This window comes from Streptomyces sp. TRM49041 (assembly GCF_008271805.1).
Classification (GTDB): Bacteria; Actinomycetota; Actinomycetes; order Streptomycetales; family Streptomycetaceae; genus Streptomyces.
Map to the genome: position 1 here is coordinate 210,725 of NZ_VSRY01000173.1, position 13,654 is coordinate 224,378.

General features: G+C 71.1%; 12 protein-coding genes and 1 pseudogene. 7 read left to right on the forward strand and 6 right to left on the reverse strand.

The annotated features are described in order from the left end of the window. Positions 1-134 precede the first annotated feature (134 nt). Together FVS66_RS33780 and FVS66_RS33785 are read left to right on the forward strand one after the other, a co-directional pair. On the forward strand, positions 135-647 hold the full coding sequence (locus FVS66_RS33780) for a hypothetical protein (RefSeq protein WP_149185051.1): 513 nt from the start codon (positions 135-137) through the stop codon (positions 645-647). Between the two features lie 52 nt (positions 648-699). Beyond that, on the forward strand, positions 700-2,250 hold the full coding sequence (locus tag FVS66_RS33785) for a trypsin-like serine protease (protein ID WP_262387355.1): 1,551 nt from the start codon (positions 700-702) through the stop codon (positions 2,248-2,250). Positions 2,251-2,574: 324 nt separating this feature from the next. Here FVS66_RS33785 and FVS66_RS33790 read toward each other — a convergent pair whose 3' ends face one another. After that, positions 2,575-3,033, reverse strand: a complete 459-nt coding sequence (locus tag FVS66_RS33790; protein WP_149185052.1) for an ATP-binding protein — start codon at positions 3,031-3,033, stop codon at positions 2,575-2,577. A gap of 137 nt (positions 3,034-3,170) precedes the next feature. Between FVS66_RS33790 and FVS66_RS33795 the strand changes: the two genes are divergently transcribed. The 3 genes from FVS66_RS33795 to FVS66_RS33805 all read left to right on the forward strand — a co-directional run bounded on the left by FVS66_RS33795 (position 3,171) and on the right by FVS66_RS33805 (position 4,996). Beyond that, a complete protein-coding gene (locus FVS66_RS33795; protein ID WP_149185053.1) occupies positions 3,171-4,049 on the forward strand; it encodes a helix-turn-helix transcriptional regulator in 879 nt (292 codons plus the stop codon). Next, complete coding sequence (locus tag FVS66_RS33800) at positions 4,046-4,252, forward strand: DUF397 domain-containing protein (RefSeq protein WP_149185054.1); 207 nt, start codon at positions 4,046-4,048, stop codon at positions 4,250-4,252. The genes FVS66_RS33795 and FVS66_RS33800 overlap by 4 nt, the downstream gene beginning before the upstream one ends. Positions 4,253-4,405: 153 nt before the next feature. Then, positions 4,406-4,996: a PH domain-containing protein gene (locus tag FVS66_RS33805; RefSeq protein ID WP_149185055.1), complete on the forward strand. Its 591-nt coding sequence runs from the start codon at positions 4,406-4,408 to the stop codon at positions 4,994-4,996. Positions 4,997-5,093: 97 nt separating this feature from the next. Here the strand turns inward: FVS66_RS33805 and FVS66_RS33810 are convergent, their stop codons facing one another. The 3 genes from FVS66_RS33810 to FVS66_RS33820 all read right to left on the reverse strand — a co-directional run bounded on the left by FVS66_RS33810 (position 5,094) and on the right by FVS66_RS33820 (position 8,321). Continuing rightward, entirely contained in the window at positions 5,094-6,815 is a 1,722-nt protein-coding gene (locus FVS66_RS33810; RefSeq protein ID WP_262387356.1) for a phospho-sugar mutase, read from the reverse strand. A 142-nt stretch (positions 6,816-6,957) separates the two neighbouring features. After that, positions 6,958-7,782, reverse strand: a complete 825-nt coding sequence (locus tag FVS66_RS33815; protein ID WP_149185056.1) for a purine-nucleoside phosphorylase — start codon at positions 7,780-7,782, stop codon at positions 6,958-6,960. A 101-nt stretch (positions 7,783-7,883) separates the two neighbouring features. Further along, a complete protein-coding gene (locus FVS66_RS33820) occupies positions 7,884-8,321 on the reverse strand; it encodes a gamma-glutamylcyclotransferase (RefSeq protein WP_149185057.1) in 438 nt (145 codons plus the stop codon). A 199-nt stretch (positions 8,322-8,520) separates the two neighbouring features. Between FVS66_RS33820 and FVS66_RS33825 the strand changes: the two are divergent. Then, a pseudogene (locus tag FVS66_RS33825) lies at positions 8,521-10,038 on the forward strand (NAD(P)H-quinone dehydrogenase); the annotation flags it as partial. Between the two features lie 257 nt (positions 10,039-10,295). Beyond that, the gene (locus FVS66_RS33830) at positions 10,296-11,228 is read left to right on the forward strand and encodes a DeoR/GlpR family DNA-binding transcription regulator (protein ID WP_399226885.1); all 933 of its coding nucleotides are present in this window, start codon (positions 10,296-10,298) and stop codon (positions 11,226-11,228) included. 70 nt (positions 11,229-11,298) lie between these two features. Here the strand turns inward: FVS66_RS33830 and FVS66_RS33835 are convergent, their stop codons facing one another. Further along, a complete protein-coding gene (locus FVS66_RS33835; protein WP_187645818.1) occupies positions 11,299-11,862 on the reverse strand; it encodes a TetR/AcrR family transcriptional regulator in 564 nt (187 codons plus the stop codon). A gap of 112 nt (positions 11,863-11,974) precedes the next feature. Further along, the coding region (locus FVS66_RS33840; RefSeq protein ID WP_262387357.1) for a biotin carboxylase N-terminal domain-containing protein at positions 11,975-13,654 on the reverse strand (1,680 nt) is incomplete at its 5' end.

Consider the following 13,654-nt stretch of genomic DNA (forward strand, 5'->3'; position numbering starts at 1 on the left):
GAACCTGGCCCTGCTCGTGTCGATATGGGTCTGGTCTGCGACCCATCATGATCGCAAATCCTCACATATGCTTTACTTCGTGTGCTCATCGGGCCTGATGTGTGTCCGATTTAGACCAAATCAAGGGGGAATCTGTGGCTTCACGCCGTGCCTGTTTGGCGCTTCTGTCTGGCTTCGCTGTCGTGGCGGCCGTGGTCGCTGTGTCCGAGACGGAGCGTGCTGCCGACGCGCCGATCGCAACCGCCCTTGTTAACGGGGTTGCTGACAGTCAGTTGCCTCCCCTGGCGTTGGAGGACCTTTCCTACCCGGGGGCGGCCCTCATCCAGCAGCAGAAGAAGATCCTGCTGAAGAAGGGCGATGGGAACATCGTCATGGTCCCTTGCGAGGGGACGACCGACATTCTGATCAAGAACCGGGTGTCCCCGACGGTGGAGTTCTGTTTCGATGTCAGGGTCAAGCCGGGCTATCTGACCCTTGAACTGCCCGACTCGTTCGGAATCATGACCGATGCGTATCCCGTAACGGCGACCATCTCGGCAAATGGCGAGCAGAAGGTGATCAACGCCGCCGTCAATGACTATGTGCCCTTCGGTGAGGGAGTCGGCGGTCCGCGATCGGTTCTCGTCGAACTGCGCGTAATGAGCTGACTCGTAAGCAATTGCTACAGATGATATCGCTCCCTTTTGAAGGAAAGTAGTCATGTATAAGTCTCGTGCGGGCGGCTCTGCTTGGCTGGGTGTTCCGATCGTGGCTGCGGTGGCCATGCCGATGGCGTGGCTGAGCGCCCCCGTCCACGCGATCACCGGCCCTGCCGGTGTCGACGCCCGCTTCTCCTTCACAGCGAAGCTGGAGATCGGTGACGGTGACAACAAGCGGATCTGCTCCGGCGTCCTGGTCGACACTCGATGGGTTCTGACCGCTGCCTCCTGCTTCACCGGAGGGACCGCCGAGCTCAAGGCGGGCAAGCCGGCAACGAAGAGTGTCGCCACGGTCGGCCGCGTGGATCTGTCCACCACCGGGGGGCACGTCAGCGAGATCGTCGAACTGGTTCCTCGGGCCGGTCGGGACCTGGTCATGGCTCGTCTGGCAACGCCTGCGACCAATGTGACCACGGTGCCCGTCGCCACCACCCCCGCCACCATCGGTGACGCGCTGACAGCGACCGGGTACGGCAGGACCAAGACGACGTGGGTGCCCAACCAGCTTCACACCGCCGACTTCACTGTGGACACAGCTGCCGCGACCGCCATCGGTATCAGCGGCAAGACCTCCGGTGACAGCATCTGCAAGGGCGACGCCGGCGGGCCGCTCTTGAGTCAGAGGGACGGCAAGCTGGAGCTTGTCGGTGTCAATGCCCGTTCGTGGCAGGGCGGGTGCCTCGGTGAGACCGAGACCCGCACCGACGCGCTGTCGACACGGGTCGACGACATCAGTGCGTGGATCCAGCAGCTTCGGCTGGTGCCCATGGTGCAGCAGGTCACCCGGGTCACGACCGTGGCCGACTTCAACGGTGACGGTCGCCAGGACGTCGCCGCGGTGTTGAGTGACGGCTCCCTCCACGCGTTCTACGGGCGTACTGACGGCGGTCTGCAGTACGGCCGCGAACTGTGGCACGACAAGGGGTGGGGGAAGGTCACCAAGGTCGTGGGTGGTGACTTCAACGGCGACGGGAAGGCTGACATCGCCGCCATCTCGCCCACGGGTGCCCTCCTCCTGTACCCGGGGACGGGTCACGACGGCAAGCTCGGTGCCGCGCGCGCGATGTGGAAGGACAACACCTGGGACAGTAAGCGCCCCTTGGCGCGGTACAAGGTGGACGGGACGGGCCGGGACGGCATCGTCCTGCAGGCTGACGACGGGTCCCTGCTCGGCTACCCCAGTGGTGGCGATGGGGTGCTGACTGGTGAGCGGCGAACGCTGTGGCCAGACAAGACCTGGAACAAGCGACTCATCGCCGCCGGGGATCTGAACGGTGACACCTTCGACGATGTCGTCGCCGTGGCGGCGGACGGGAAGCTTCACTGGTACCCGGGCAACGCCCAGCGCACCCTGGGGGGCGCTCGGTCCCTGTGGCACGACACCAGCTGGTCGGGCATGGGGACGGTTCTCGCCGGTGACGTCAACGGTGACGGTAAGGGTGACCTCCTCGGCCGCGTCACTTCCGGGGGGCTGTACTGGTACGCGGGTGATGGAGCCGGTGCCATCGCGCCCGGCCGCCTGATGTGGCCCAGCTCGGCCTCGGCGAACTGACGCACGCCCGCAGTCGGGGGCACGGCATCCGCCGTGCCCCCGACTGCGTTCACCGGAGTGCCGACACGGTAGTGCAGGTCAGGTGTCCGGTCGGCGCCTGCCCTGTGCCGACTCGGGGCGGCGGGCCCGGCCGAGCCGGGCTCTGGCGGCGAACATCCAGGCGTGCGCCCGCGCGCCTTCGGTCGGTGGGTGCGGTCCGGGCCGCGGCGGGTCACCTCCTCGGGGTCGGCGGCCTCGGGTACGGGAGAAGTGGCCCGGGTATCGCCGCCAACCCCTGCCGGGGCAACCCGCCACGGCCCCTCCGTCGCCGTCCGGCGGGTGGCCTCAGTCGGTCGGGCCGGGGTGGTCCCGCTCCGGTGCGAGGTCCAGTTCCGCCCATACCGTCTTGCGGGGGGTCGGGCCTTCCGTGACTCCCCAGCGGGCGGCCAGTGCCTTGACGATCAGCAGTCCGCGTCCGCTCTCGCTGTCGGTCGGGGGTGTCTGCGGGGTGGGCAGCCGGTCGGGGCGGGTGTCGGTCGCCTCGATGCGCAGGACGCTGTCGGCGGAGGTGAGGCGGAGGGTGAGGAGGAAGAACCGTCCCGGTACCCGGCCGTGGACGGCGGCGTTCGCGGCGAGTTCGGCGACCACCTGGAGGGCGTCGCCTGTCACGGCCCGCGTGGCGGTACCCCCGCTCAGCCAGAGAGCGGCGAGTTCCCGGGCCAGGCGTGCGCCCGTCCGGGAGGGGTGCAGGCGCACGCTCAAGACCTCCTGGCGGGCAAGTGGTTGAGGGGTTCTGTGGTTCATGTCACAGATCCTGGGGGTGGCTACGCTGTGGCTGTCAGTGATGTCCCGCGTGCGTACAGTCACTGTCGGGGCTGGTCCGTACGTGTCCGGCCTGTCCGGAAGCAGCGCAGGGCTGCGGTGGTGTCGGAGGTGGGGCGTTGGCGGCTGAGGCCGATGGGGTGCGGCAGCTCGTGGGGGACGCGGACGAGTCGGGGTGGGACGTCGACCCGGACGACGAGTCGGGGGCGGCGGTCGTCGCGACGGTGGGGCGGCAGCTCAAGCTGCACCGGGAGGCCGCCGGGCTGAAGGCGGTCGAGTTCGGCGAGCTGCTCGGGTATGGGGAGGACCTCGTCTACAAGGTGGAGGCCGGCAAGCGGATTCCCCGGCCCGAGTACCTGGACAGGGCGGACAAGGTGCTGAACGCGCGGGGGCTGATCGCCGCGATGAGCAAGGACGTGGAGGAGGTCAGGTACCCCAGGAAGGTTCGGGACCTGGCGAGGATGGAGGCGCGGGCCGTCGAGATGGGGTTGTACGGCAATCACAACATTCATGGCTTGTTGCAGACCGAGGAACACATGCGGGCGCTGTTCGACGTGTGGCTCCCCGCCTACTCGGATGAGGAGATGGAGCGCATCGTGGCCGGGCGACTGGCCCGACATGCGGTCTTCGACAGGTCGCCAGCGCCGACTCTCAGTTTCGTCCAAGAAGAGGTGACGCTCCGGCGCCCTGTCGGGGGCAGAATGGTATGGCGTCGGCAGCTCGAACGGCTGCTTGAACTAGGTCAGTTGCGGAACGTGTCGATCCAGGTGATCCCGACTGATCGCGAGGAGCACGTCGGCACGGGCGGGCTGATCGAGGTACTCAAGTTTCCTGACGGCACCGCCGTGGGGCGTTCCGAGGGTGCGTTCGGTGGGCGGCCCGTCTCCGATCCGAAGCACGTCAGGATCCTCGAACTGCGGTATGGCATGATCCGGGCGCAGGCCCTCACGCCCCGAGAGTCGCGGGCCCTGATCGAGCAGATGCTGGGAGAGACATGATCAGCAACTCCACCCACGACAGCCCCGGCCTGGAGTGGTTCAAGAGCAGCCACAGCAGCAGTGGCGACGGCAACGACTGCATCGAGGTGGCGATGTCCCCCGTCGCCGTCCACGTGCGCGATTCCAAGAACGTCGACGGTGCCCGCCTCGCGGTCAGCCCAGAGGCGTTCACCGCCTTCGTCGGCTACGCGTCGCGGGGCTGACGGCCTCCGTGCGGGACGGCGGAGGGGCCTCGTCGGCTTGTCCACGCCGGGGTCCACTTCGCACGCGGTGGCGTTGCCGGTCGACCTCAGAGGTTCGCGGTCTGGCCGATCGAGAAGGTGGTGCCGGGAGCGGTGTGAGGCAGAATCGGCCCCATGACAAGCCCTGAGCAGCCCGGTACTTCTGGGACACCGTCGGAGCCCGCCTACCCCGACCGCGTCTACCGGTCGGTCCTGGCCATGCTGGGCGGTCTGCTGCTGCTCGGTGTCGGCCTCTGGATGGGCGTCGACGCCATGATCCGCGGCGACGGCCGCACGCCGTGGGTGGCCGCCGCGTCCCTGCTGCTGGGTGTGCCGCTGGTCGTCGCCTTCACCTTCCGGCCCGCCGTGTACGCCAACGACGACCGGATGCGGGTCCGGAACCCGTTCCGCACGGTCGTCGTGCCCTGGGGGGCGGTGGACGCGCTGCGCGCCACGTACTCCACCGAGGTCGTCACCCACGACGGCGCCAAGTACCAGCTGTGGGCGGTCCCGGTGTCGATGCGCCAGCGCAAGCTGGCCGTGCGCAGCGGCGGCAAGGTCCTCGTGGGCGCCGAGAGCACCCTCCACGAGCTCCGCACCCTCGCCGAGCAGAACGCCGTCCGCCCGACGGCCAAGGGAGACCCGGAGTGCCGCTGGGCCTACGAAGTCCTGGCGCCCGCGGCCGCGGGCCTGGTGGCCCTGGTCCTCCTCCTGGCCCTCGCCTGAGCCCCGCCACACCCTGTTCTGATCCGTCCGCCGGGAGGCCGAGCACGGTGAAGGGCCGCCCCGGACAAGTCCAGGACGGCCCGTCGACCGGAGTGGGTCAGATGCCGGCCGAAGCAGCCAGGTCGCGCTTGATGCCGGACAGGACCTGCGTGGCGCGCTCGCGGGCGCCCGTCAGCTCCGTCGCGTCCGCGACCGGGACGATGACCTCCAGGTAGCACTTCAGCTTGGGTTCCGTGCCGCTCGGGCGGACGATGACGCGGGCCTTGTAGTCGCCCTCCAGGTAGTAGCGGAGGCCGTCCGTGGGGGGCAGGGAGCCGGTGCCGTGCGTCAGGTCCTCGGCGGACACGACCGGCAGGCCCGCCAGCCGGGCCGGGGGGACCTCCCGCAGGCGGCGCATCGCGTCCGCGATGACCGTCAGGTCCTCGACGCGGACCGACAGCTGGTCCGTGGCGTGCAGGCCGTGGGCCACCGCCAGGTCGTCCAGGAGGTCGGTGAGCGTGCGGCCCCGGGACTTCAGTTCCGAGGCCAGTTCGGCGACCAGCAGCGCCGCCGTGATGCCGTCCTTGTCGCGGACTCCCTCCGGGTCGACGCAGTAGCCGAGTGCCTCCTCGTAGCCGTAGCGCAGGCCGTCCACCCGGGCGATCCACTTGAAGCCCGTCAGGGTTTCCGTGTGCGGCACGCCCGCCGCCGCCGCGATGCGGCCGAGGAGCGAGGACGAGACGATCGACTCCGCGAAGACGCCCTTCGCGCCCTTGTGCACCAGGTGCTCCGCCAGCAGCGCGCCCACCTCGTCGCCGCGCAGCATGCGCCAGCCGCCCTCCGCCGCCGCGTCCGGCACCGCCACCGCGCAGCGGTCCGCGTCCGGGTCGTTGGCGATGACGATGTCGGGCTGGACCTCGCGGGCCTTCGCGAACGCCAGGTCCATGGCGCCCGGCTCCTCCGGGTTCGGGAACGCGACCGTCGGGAAGGCCGGGTCCGGCTCCGCCTGTTCGGCCACCAGGACCGGGGCCGGGAAGCCCGCGCGGGCGAACGCCGCCAGGACCACGTCCTTCCCCACGCCGTGCATCGCCGTGTACACGACCCGCGCCGTACGGGGCGTGCCCGGCGTCAGGACCTTGTCCGTGCGGGACAGATAGGACTCCAGGACCTCGTCGCCCAGCGTCTCCCAGCCTCCCCCGCTCCCGGCTTCGCCCGAGCCCGGGGACCCCCACTCCGCGCGAGGTACGTCCGCCAGGGACCGTACGGCGGCGATCCGGGCCGCGATCTCCGTGTCCGCCGGCGGCACGATCTGCGAGCCGTCGCCCAGATACACCTTGTAGCCGTTGTCGCGCGGCGGGTTGTGGCTCGCGGTCACCTCGACGCCCGCGACCGCGCCCAGGTGCCTTATGGCGTACGCCAGGACCGGCGTCGGCAGCGGGTACGGGAGGAGCGCCGCGCGCAGGCCCGCGCCGACCATCACCGCGGCCGTGTCGCGGGCGAAGTCGGCCGACTTGTAGCGGGCGTCGTAGCCGATCACCACGAGGCCCGCGCCGGTCTTCCCCGCGGGCGCCTCCTCGGCCTTCAGATACGCGGCGAGACCGGCCGCGGCGCGGATGACCACCGAGCGGTTCATCCGCATGGGCCCGGCGCCCAGCTCGCCGCGCAGCCCGGCCGTGCCGAACTGCAGCGTGCCGCCGAAGCGGGCGGCGAGCTCGTCGAGGTCCCGGGCCGCGAGGAGCCCGGCGAGCTCGTCGCGGGTCTCCGGGTCGGGGTCCTCGGCCAGCCACGCCTCCGCCTGCGCGATGAGGTCCTGCTCGTCCTGCCGCAGGTTCTGCTGCACGGGGTCTGCCTCCCTGGTGATGTCGTACGCGTCGCGTCTACGGGGTGTGGGGTGTGATACCCGGTGCCCGGTGGGCGCCGACACCCCTCCGTCCGGCCGGGACGGTGTCACACGCCGTCTGCCCCGGCCTTCGGGTGCCGGCTCAGATCCGCTCCAGCACGCGGGTGAGGAGCTGGCCCATCCGCGCCGCCGAGTCACGGCCGGCCTGGAGGACCTCCTCGTGGTTGAGAGGCTCACCCGAAAGGCCCGCGGCCAGGTTGGTGACGAGGGAGATGCCCAGGACCTCGGCGCCGGCCTCGCGGGCCGCGATGGCTTCGAGGACGGTCGACATGCCGACCAGGTCGCCGCCGAGCACCCGGACCATGTTGATCTCGGCCGGGGTCTCGTAGTGCGGGCCGGGGAACTGGACGTACACGCCCTCCTCGAGGGACGGGTCCACCTCCTTGCACATCGCGCGCAGCCGCGGCGAGTACAGGTCCGTCAGGTCGACGAAGTTCGCGCCCTCGATCGGCGACGCCGCGGTGAGGTTGAGGTGGTCGCTGATGAGGACCGGCTGGCCGGGGCGCATGCCCTCGCGCAGGCCGCCGCAGCCGTTGGTCAGGACGACGGTCTTGCAGCCGGCCGCGACGGCGGTGCGCACACCGTGGGCGACGGCGGCGACGCCGCGGCCCTCGTAGAAGTGCGTACGGCCGAGGAAGACCAGGGCGCGCTTGTCGCCGATGCGGTACGAGCGGATCTTGCCGCCGTGCCCCTCGACGGCCGGCGGCGGGAAGCCGGGCAGCTCGGTGACCGGGTACTCGGCCTCGGGGGCGCCGAGCGCGTCGGCGGCCGGGGCCCAGCCGGAGCCCATCACGAGGGCGACGTCGTGGTTCTCGGCGCCCGTCAGCTCGCGCAGGCGCGCGGCGGCGGCTCCCGCGGCGGCGTGGGGGTCGTCCTGGCGGTGGTCCGGGGTAACAGATGCGTTCACGCGGATGAGGGTAACCCGTCTGGGCCTACGCGCGTAGATGACAGGCCCTACGGTGTTCGTATCGTTGTCTTGTCGCTTCCGACGAACTGAGCGGTTCCGCGTCAGCAGGGGCGTTTGCGCAGTTCCATCACATAGTCGTGCGGTGCGCCCGCGGACTCCGCGGCGTCCGCGATCTCGCCCAGGTAGCGGGCGGAGGGCAGGCCGCCCTCGTAGCCGTTCAGGACGTACACCCAGGCGGGCTCCTCGCCGTCCAGGGTGTGCACGCGGACCCGCATACGCCGGTAGATGTCGAGCCCGACGCCCTCCCAGCGGTCCATCGAGTCCTCGTCCATCGGGGCGATGTCGTACAGCGCGACGAAGACCTGGGAGCGCGGGGCCTCGACGATGGTGGGGAGCGCCCCCTCCCAGCCCATCTGCTCGCCGCCGAAGGTCAGCCGCCAGCCGTTCAGCCAGCCCGTGCCGCGCAGCGGGGAGTGCGGGGCGCGGCGCGTCATCAGCCGCGCGTCGAGGTTGCCGGCGTACGCGGCGTAGAGCGACATGGGATCGAGGGTACGGGAGGTGCGGGGGTGGGCGCTGGTCCCGCCCGGCGGCCGGGGGACGCACGGCTCACGCGGAAGGACCACCGGCTCGCGCGGAAGGACGTCCGGTCGGCGCGGAAGCACGCCCGGCTCGGGCCGAAGGAGGCCCCGGGGCTGAGTCGCGTCGCGCGGTGCGGGACAATGAAGGACGTACTCCCATCCAACGAGGACAACTCCCGACCCCCGGGCCCGCACAGTCCGCGGGGTTGCCGTGACGAGAGCGCGAGGCGTAACCCCAGTGACCCGGATCGTGATCATCGGTGGCGGACCCGGCGGATACGAGGCGGCCCTGGTGGGCGCCCAGCTCGGCGCGGAGGTGACCGTCGTCGACTGCGACGGCCTCGGCGGAGCGTCCGTCCTGACGGACTGCGTACCTTCCAAGACCCTCATCGCGACGGCCGAGGTCATGACGACCTTCGACTCCTCCTACGAGGAGCTGGGCATCATCGTCGCCGACGACACCCCGCACGTCGAGCAGGCCGCCCGCGTCGTGGGCGTCGACCTCGGCAAGGTCAACCGCCGGGTGAAGCGCCTCGCCCTCGCCCAGTCGCACGACATCACCGCGGCCGTCACCCGGGCCGGCGCCCGGGTGATGCGCGGCCGGGGCCGCCTCGACGGCCGCCAGGCCCTGGACGGCTCGCGCCGCGTGATCGTCACCGCGGCCGACGGTACGGAGGAGACGCTCACCGCCGACGCCGTGCTCGTCTCGACCGGTGGCCACCCGCGCGAGATCCCGGACGCCCGGCCCGACGGCGAGCGCATCCTCAACTGGACGCAGGTGTACGACCTGGACGAGCTGCCCGAGGAGCTCATCGTGGTCGGCTCCGGCGTGACCGGCGCCGAGTTCGCCGGCGCTTACCAGGCGCTCGGCTCGCGCGTCACTCTCGTGTCCTCCCGCGACCGGGTGCTCCCGGGTGAGGACCCGGACGCGGCGGCCGTCCTGGAGGACGTCTTCCGGCGCCGCGGCATGAACGTCATGGCCCGCTCCCGCGCCCAGTCCGCCAAGCGTGTCGGCGACCGGGTGGAGGTCACGCTCGCGGACGGCCGCGTCATCTCCGGTACGCACTGCCTGATGGCCGTGGGCGCCGTCCCCAACACGGCGGGAATGGGCCTGGAGGAGGCGGGCGTACGGCTCAAGGAGTCCGGCCACATCTGGACCGACAAGGTGTCCCGTACGTCCGCGCCCGGCGTGTACGCGGCCGGCGACGTGACCGGTGTGTTCGCGCTCGCCTCGGTCGCCGCCATGCAGGGCCGTATCGCCATGTACCACTTCCTCGGCGAGACGGTCGCGCCGCTGAACCTGAAGACGGTCTCCTCGAACGTCTTCACCGACCCCGAGATCGCCACGGTCGGTTACACCCAGGCCGACGTGGACTCGGGCAAGATCGACGCCAGGGCCGTGAAGCTGCCGCTGCTGCGCAATCCGCGCGCGAAGATGCAGGGCATCCGGGACGGCTTCGTCAAGCTCTTCTGCCGGCCCGGCACCGGCATCGTGGTCGGCGGATGTGTCGTCGCGCCGCGTGCGAGCGAGCTGATTCATCCGATCTCGATCGCGGTCGACAACAATCTGACGGTCGAGCAGATCGCGAACGCGTTCACCGTGTACCCGTCGCTTTCGGGGTCGATCGCCGAAGTGGCACGGCAGTTGCACACCCGGAAGACGACCGCGGAGTCGTGAGCCGCCCGCTCCTGATGGCGTAAGGCCGCCAATCCGGTCAAACGGTCACCGTCGTCCAGGGGACAACCCCTGGCAACCCCGGCAAGACGCGACATCGAGCGGTCGGAGACCGTTCAAGGACGGGGCCGCCCATACCACTTGGCGGCCCCGTCTGTTCGCAACTTCTCGGATTCGGCGCATACGGCTGCAAACTATCGGTCGCTGGGGTTACTGTCAGTTTCGTGTTCGCTGCAGAACGTCGCCAGTTGATCCTAGAAATGGTGCGGGCCAATGGGGCGGTATCGCTCCGGGAGCTCGCCCGCGTCGTCCAGACCTCCGAAGTGACCGTACGGCGGGACGTGCGGGCACTTGAGGCCGAAGGACTCCTCGACCGCCGGCACGGCGGTGCGGTACTGCCGGGCGGATTCACGCGAGAGTCCGGCTTCCCGCAGAAATCCCATCTCGCGACCGCGGAGAAGACGGCCATCGCCGATGTCGCCGCGGGTCTCGTCGAAGAGGGCGAGGCCATCGTCGTCGGCGCGGGTACGACGACGCAGGAGCTGGCCCGCCGGCTCGCGCGCGTCCCCGGGCTGACCGTGGTGACCAACTCCCTGCTGGTCGCCCAGGCGCTGGCGCACGCCAACCGCGTGGAGGTCGTCATGACCGGCGGGACGCTGCGCGGCTCCAACTACGCGCTGGTGGGGAGCGGCGCCGAACAGTCCCTGCACGGGCTGAGAGTCTCGCGGGCGTTCCTGTCCGGGGCGGGGCTGACCGCCGAGCGCGGGCTGTCCACGTCCAACATGCTCTCCGCCAGCGTGGACAGAGCGCTGGTCCAGGCGGCCGCCGAGGTCGTCGTCCTGGCCGACCACACGAAGCTCGGTACGGACACGATGTTCCAGACCGTCCCGACGGACGTGATCACCCGCCTGGTGACGGACGAGCCGCCCCCGCACGACGACCGGGCCGCCATGGAGCTCCAGGCCCTCGCCGACCAGGGCGTCCAGATCACCGTCGCCGGCTCGGGCCCCGGTACCGCGAGCGCCGAAGGCCCCTCGCCGGGCCGCCGGCACCGCCGCGACGTCCCCCTTCCGGGCCAGCGCGGCAACCGCCACCCGGGCCCTCAGCTCCGTAGCGCCTCGGCGGCCCCGCTGGCCGCCGACGCCGCCCCGCAGGAACGCCAGGCCCGGGTCGCGGACCTGCGCAGGCGGTAGCGGGCGCCGGACGGCCCGACCGGACCATCGGCACACGAGGGCGCGGGGTGCGGACGCGGGCCGTGACGGGTCAGGGCTTCAGGCCCCGCAGGGTCAGGGTCAGGAGGCGGTCGGCCAAGGCCGGGTCCGCCGAGTCCTGTTCGGCGGCCAGCGCGATGGCGTTGGTCAGCTGCATCAGGTCGCCGATCGACACGTCGCGCCGGACCACCCCCGCCTCCTGCGCGCGGGTCAGCAGGCGCTCGCCCGCCGCACGCAGCGGCACGCTGCACTGGGACAGGGCCGAACTCGGGTCGTACGACGCCGACATGAGCGCCCGCGCCAGGCCGCGGTACTCGCCCGCGTGCGTGACGATCGCGCGGAGCCACTCCACCAGCGCCGTACACGGCTCGTCCGCGTGCGCCAGCTCGCGCGACCGGTCGAGGAGGGCCGCCACGGCGTCCTGGAACACCGCGTTCATCAAGGCGTGGCGGTTCGGGAAGTGCCGGTACAGCGTGCCGATGCCCACGCCCGCGCGCCGCGCTATGTCCTCCAGCGCCGCGTCCGTCCCGTGCTCGGCGAAGGCCGCGCGCGCCACCCGCAGCAGCCGCTCGTGGTTACGGCGGGCATCCGCGCGCATCGGCCTGGTCGTCGTCATCGCGCTAGGTCCTCCCTCGTACCTCCAGGATGCCATCGTGCACACGTCCGAGGGGCCCGCCGGTGCGTACCGGCGGGCCCCTCAGCACATCTGGCGGGCGAGCGGGGAGACGTCAGTCCTTGATCTCACAGATCGCGGCACCCGACGTGACCGAAGCGCCCACCTCCGCCGTCAGGCCCTTGACCGTGCCCGCGCGGTGCGCGTTCAGCGGCTGCTCCATCTTCATGGCCTCCAGAACGACGATCAGGTCGCCCTCGTTGACCTCCTGGCCCTCCTCCACCGCCACCTTCACGATGGTGCCCTGCATCGGGGAGGCCAGGGTGTCGCCGGACGCGCCGGACGCGGACTTCTTCGCCGCGCGGCGCTTCGGCTTGGCGCCCGCCGCCAGGCCCGTACGGGCCAGGCTCATGCCGAGCGACGACGGCAGGGACACCTCCAGGCGCTTGCCGCCCACCTCGACGACGACCGTCTCGCGGCCCGGCTCCTCGTCCGCATCCGCCTCGGCCGGCGCGGCGAACGGCTCGATCTCGTTGACGAACTCCGTCTCGATCCAGCGCGTGTGGACCTTGAACGGCCCCTCCGCAGGCGCGAACGCCGGGTCCGCGACAACCGCCCGGTGGAACGGAATGGCCGTGGCCATGCCCTCGACCTGGAACTCCGCGAGGGCGCGCCGCGCCCGCTCCAGCGCCTGCTGACGGGTCGCGCCCGTCACGATCAGCTTGGCGAGCAGCGAGTCCCACGCCGGGCCGATGACGCTGCCGGACTCCACACCCGCGTCCAGCCGGACACCCGGCCCGGACGGCGCGGCGAACGTCGTGACGGTGCCGGGGGCGGGCAGGAAGCCCCGGCCCGGGTCCTCACCGTTGATGCGGAACTCGAAGGAGTGGCCGCGCACCGCCGGGTCGCTGTAGCCGAGCTTCTCGCCGTCGGCGATCCGGAACATCTCCCGTACGAGGTCGATTCCGGTGACCTCTTCGGTGACCGGGTGCTCGACCTGGAGACGGGTGTTGACCTCCAGGAAGGAGATCGTGCCGTCCGCGCCGACCAGGAACTCGACCGTGCCGGCGCCGACGTAGCCGGCCTCCTTCAGGATGGCCTTCGACGCGCGGTACAGCTCCGCGTTCTGCTCGTCGGTCAGGAACGGCGCCGGGGCCTCCTCGACCAGCTTCTGGTGGCGGCGCTGCAGCGAGCAGTCACGCGTCGACACGACGACGACGTTGCCGTGCTGGTCGGCCAGGCACTGCGTCTCGACGTGGCGCGGCTTGTCCAGGTAGCGCTCGACGAAGCACTCGCCGCGGCCGAACGCCGCGACGGCCTCACGGACCGCCGAGTCGTACAGCTCCGGCACCTCTTCGAGCGTCCGGGCCACCTTCAGGCCGCGGCCGCCACCGCCGAACGCCGCCTTGATGGCGATCGGCAGGCCGTTCTCCTCGGCGAAGGCCACGACCTCGGCCGCCCCGGACACGGGGTCGGGCGTGCCGGCCACCAGCGGCGCGCCCGCGCGCTGGGCGATGTGGCGGGCCGCCACCTTGTCGCCGAGGTCGCGGATCGCCTGCGGCGGCGGGCCGATCCAGATCAGGCCCGCGTCGAGCACGGCCTGGGCGAACTCCGCGTTCTCGGACAGAAAGCCGTAACCCGGGTGGATCGCGTCCGCCCCGGAGTCCTTGGCAGCCTGCAGCACCTTGGCCATGTCCAGATAGCTGGCGGCCGGGGTGTCACCGCCCAGAGCGAACGCCTCGTCGGCCGCACGGACGTGCAGGGCGTCCCGGTCCGGATCGGCGTAGACGGCTAC

Bases quoted from the DNA above. Each gene is read 5' to 3' on its own strand.
- FVS66_RS33785 (WP_262387355.1), top strand. From the start codon at position 700: ATGTATAAGTCTCGTGCGGGCGGCTCTGCTTGGCTGGGTGTTCCGATC.
- FVS66_RS33835 (WP_187645818.1), bottom strand. From the start codon at position 11,862: ATGACGACGACCAGGCCGATGCGCGCGGATGCCCGCCGTAACCACGAG.
- FVS66_RS33800 (WP_149185054.1), top strand. From the start codon at position 4,046: ATGATCAGCAACTCCACCCACGACAGCCCCGGCCTGGAGTGGTTCAAG.
- FVS66_RS33820 (WP_149185057.1), bottom strand. From the start codon at position 8,321: ATGTCGCTCTACGCCGCGTACGCCGGCAACCTCGACGCGCGGCTGATG.
- FVS66_RS33790 (WP_149185052.1), bottom strand. From the start codon at position 3,033: ATGAACCACAGAACCCCTCAACCACTTGCCCGCCAGGAGGTCTTGAGC.
- FVS66_RS33830 (WP_399226885.1), top strand. From the start codon at position 10,296: ATGGTGCGGGCCAATGGGGCGGTATCGCTCCGGGAGCTCGCCCGCGTC.
- FVS66_RS33805 (WP_149185055.1), top strand. From the start codon at position 4,406: ATGACAAGCCCTGAGCAGCCCGGTACTTCTGGGACACCGTCGGAGCCC.